The sequence below is a fragment of the Pseudoalteromonas holothuriae genome (assembly GCF_945859825.1).
GTDB classification, from domain to species: domain Bacteria; phylum Pseudomonadota; class Gammaproteobacteria; order Enterobacterales; family Alteromonadaceae; genus Pseudoalteromonas; species Pseudoalteromonas holothuriae.
On sequence record NZ_CAMAPC010000045.1, the window covers coordinates 1 to 4,042 of the forward strand.

General features: G+C 36.6%; 2 protein-coding genes. One reads left to right on the top strand and one right to left on the bottom strand.

Features of this window, described 5'->3' with window-relative positions:
- Nucleotides 1-368: 368 nt before the first annotated feature.
- Nucleotides 369-2,345 carry a PAS domain-containing protein gene (locus tag OCI93_RS20630; protein WP_261627221.1) on the top strand — a complete coding sequence of 659 codons (1,977 nt, stop codon included), beginning with the start codon at nt 369-371 and terminating at the stop codon, nt 2,343-2,345.
- A gap of 342 nt (nt 2,346-2,687) precedes the next feature.
- Here the strand turns inward: OCI93_RS20630 and lexA are convergent, their stop codons facing one another.
- A complete protein-coding gene (gene lexA / locus OCI93_RS20635; RefSeq protein ID WP_261595477.1) occupies nt 2,688-3,305 on the bottom strand; it encodes a transcriptional repressor LexA in 618 nt (205 codons plus the stop codon).
- Nucleotides 3,306-4,042: the final 737 nt, after the last annotated feature.

A 4,042-nucleotide genomic window follows, 5' to 3' on the forward strand; every position in this document is an offset into this window, starting at 1 on the left:
TAAAAAGTCATTTTAAGTTTTACTCGACGCTGACTCGTTTTGCTTTGCTTATTGTGCGTAGCGCTCCGTGTCAGTGGGGTCGCATTATAGGGCGATGAATAAAAAGCGCAAGCGCTTTTTTTAAGAAAAGTGATAAAAACAGGCACTTCATTCAAAAATCATACAATAAGCATTATTGTTGTATATTTAACAGCCTAACAAGCTTACTTTGATACACTAAATATACTTGTTTTCAGTTATAACTTGCACACCAGTAACTTTTTACATTATTACGGACGAAACATTAAACTCTATAGACATCTTAGCTTGAGGTTTCAGCTTTTAAGTCTAGGCTTAAAAATACATTTTTGACATTAGGATATGTGAAGGTGGAACTAAACAGCATTCATTCATTTTTTCATCAAGCTTATATGCCTCATGGACACTGTTACTTATGGCAACCTCATTTATTGTGGATAAATGTAATATCTGATTTACTCATCGCAACTTCATATTTTTCAATTCCTATCGCCATTATGATTTTTGCAAAGCAGCGCCCTGAAGTGGGGCGACATTGGCTGTTTATTTTATTTTCGAGTTTTATCTTATTATGTGGAATAACACATTTAATTGGCATATACACAGTGTGGCATGGTGCTTATGGTATACATGGTATCTCTAAAGCGCTTACAGCTTCCGTATCCATGGTCACTGCAGTCTATTTATTTAGGTTAATTCCAAGCGCAGTCGCAATTCCCACACCTAACCAGTTTTTTGGTGTAAAAGATAAATTGTCTAAACTAACAAGCGAACAAAAACAGCTTAAATCATTACTTTCAGAGCATAAAACCACCGAATTTATGCTAAACAGCCTGCCTGTATGTACATTATTACTAGATAAGTCTAATAATATAATAAAGTGTAATCCTCAGCTGCTAAATGAATTAGGCTATAAAAATGCTACACCTATGTTAGGAACATCACTATCCGAGCACATCCAGCTAGACGACCCATTTTGCAAACTTTCAACAGTATTACAAGAATCCAAGCAGAAAAAATCTAAACCAATTGAACAATTATGCCAAATAATTTCAGAAAATGGTGTAGCCATACCAATGGAGATGAGATTAGTTACTTCATCCTTTGAAGGGCAACAATTTACACTTGTTGTATTTAACAACTTATCTTCATTTAAACAATTAAAGCAAGAGCTCGACGCCTCTCACCAAAGAATAGAACGGGCAATCAATGCCACAGAAGATGGTGTGTGGGAATGGGATATAAAAAATGACAATGTTATCTATTCACCCACATTAATGAAAATGATAGGTAAAGAGCATTTAAAGAACCCTACCTACCTTGATTGGTATGAACATATCCACCCCGAGTACCGAGAAATAGTAGAGAACGCAATAAAAGAGCATTTCAATACACAAGAAAAGCTCCAAGTAGAATATTTAGGTCGTAATTATGAGAATAAGTTCGCTTGGTTCCTAGCTGTTGGAAATAGTCAGTTCGATAAAGACGGTAGTGCTTGCATTATGTCTGGGGCATTAAGGTATATTCAAAGCAATAAACAACTAGAATCTCAAGTAGTTGAAAAAACAAATATTTTAAATAGCCTGTTCAATGGTACAAGTCAGGCTATTTGGCTACTGAAAGTCGAACCTGAAGCAGACTTTACCTTTTTGCAATTTAATCAAGCGGCTTGTGAAAGAGTCAATATATCTCCCAAAGATATAATTCATAAACGATTATCTGAGTTAAATGAAAATGTAATTTCACCATTTATAGTACAAAAAATAAAAAGTAACTACTCTCTTTGTTGTGAGCGAAAGCAACCAATTGAGTATGTTGAGATGTTGCCAAATAACAATGAGAAGAGATGGTATCAGACAACCCTTTACCCTCTCTTAGACAAATACAATAATGTTGAAAAAATTGTTGGCACAGCGATTGATATAACCGCGCGTAAGTTTACAGAAAAAGAGCTTGAGCAAAACCGAGCGTTTTTAGAACAAGTCATCAACTCTGCTGTTTGTGGGTTATATCTTTATGATCTAAACAAAAAAAGAAACATTAGAATAAACCAACGCTACTCTGCCATTTTAGGATATAACATCAATGATCTTAGAGGTCTCAATATGTTTGAACTTATCCACCCAGATGATGAGGCAAAGATGAGTGTTCATTTACAAGATATCCTCAATAGCCAAAATCAAGACCTGTTAGCTATTGAGTATCGTATAAAGCATAAAAGCGGCGGTTGGGTATGTTGCAACGCGGTAGAAACTGTCGTTACAAGAACAGAAGATAATACACCCACAGTATTACTAGGCACATTCGTTGACATTAATAACAATTAATATTCATGAAGGCAAAGTCACCATGCTTACAAGCTACTTATCAATAGCCCTTGTTGAATATTTGAAATATCAAACCAACATACAAGTGCTTAAATAACATTATTAGTGCTTGCAACGGGGTAAATGAGTAGTTTAATCTCGACTTTGCAGTTCTAATTCAGTAGGAAACTCACTGCCTTTATCGTAAAGATTGCCCTGACAAGGCCATAGAAAAATCGTCGTAGAGCTTTCTTTTGCTAATAAAACAAATTGAAAGTGGCGCTGCTGTTTAAAAAACGGTTTTTTTAGACCTGTGATACTAGCCGGATAAAATACTCAAAATAACCTTCAGTTAAGTTGTTGTTATATCCAACTGTTGTTACGAATTATTCCAACAGCTAACCCTTCAATTGCAAGAGATTCATGCTCTAAATCAACAATAATAGGTGAAAACTCTTCATTTTCAGCATGTAAGAAAACCTTACTTCCAGCTTTTTCAAGCCTTTTCACCGTTACTTCGTCTTCAACTCTGGCAATAACAACCTGACCATTCTCTGCAACCTGAGTACTATGAACCGCTAATAAATCTCCATCGAGGATCCCTATATCTTTCATGCTCATACCATTAACTCTCAATAAGAAATCAGCTGCAGGTTTAAATAAATTAGCATCAATTTGACAATGGCTTTCAACATGCTCTTGTGCGAGGATCGGTTCTCCGGCTGCTACTCGACCAATTAACGGTAACCCCAGCTTATCTGGCTCGAGTTCTTCTACTAATCGAATACCACGACTGGCTCCAGGTACCATTTCAATAACTCCCTTTTTAGCAAGAGCCTTTAAATGCTCTTCTGCAGCATTTGCACTTTTAAAGCCTAACGCATCTGCTATCTCAGCACGCGTAGGAGGCATCCCTGTATCTTTAATAAATACCTTGATTAATTCAAGTACTTGTTCTTGTCGTTTTGTTAGTGGACGCATATAACTGGTTTTCCATACAGTACATTTACTGTGAGTATATACAGTTATAATAAAATGGCAATGCTAAACTATGAGTATATAAATAGATTATACTAATCCTATTTATAAAGTGATCATATTTGACTAAGAGTCAAACCACGCATGCTGAGCGTTTACAACATCTGAGCGAGGTGCATTCAACATTTTTTTATGCACCAAACACAAAAAACCAACTCTTTTGAATCAGGCTTCTCTTAATTAAACCTTTAGATGTTCCATTCTTTCAACAAAGAGGCATATGGTAAAGCTACGCTAAAGTGCAAATATCTAATACCAAAGCGCGCAGTGTTTATATTCCATTTGCGCAAGGTGCAATGAGTTATTTTAACAATCGCAGAGGGACTTATCGTGCAAAGGGTTAACGATAGCGAACGCAGTGAGTGCGTTTCCTTTGCGCAAGGTGAAGTAAGTGTAAAAGGTTAGCGACATGAGCGAAGCGAATACGCTCTTTTACGCAAGGTGCAATGAGCTATTTTAACAACCGCTGAGGGAATATCAGAATAACGACTGTGAAGGTCTTCACTTCACCTTGCGCTAATTCGTCTCTTTATCAATGCCTATATCCTCTGCACTGTACGAGACGATTTAGCACCAACAACAAAAAAGCCCGACTCTTTCGAATCGGGCTTTCTCTTAATTAAATCCTGGCGATGTTCTACTTTCACATGGCAAAGCCACACTATCATCGACGCTGTTTC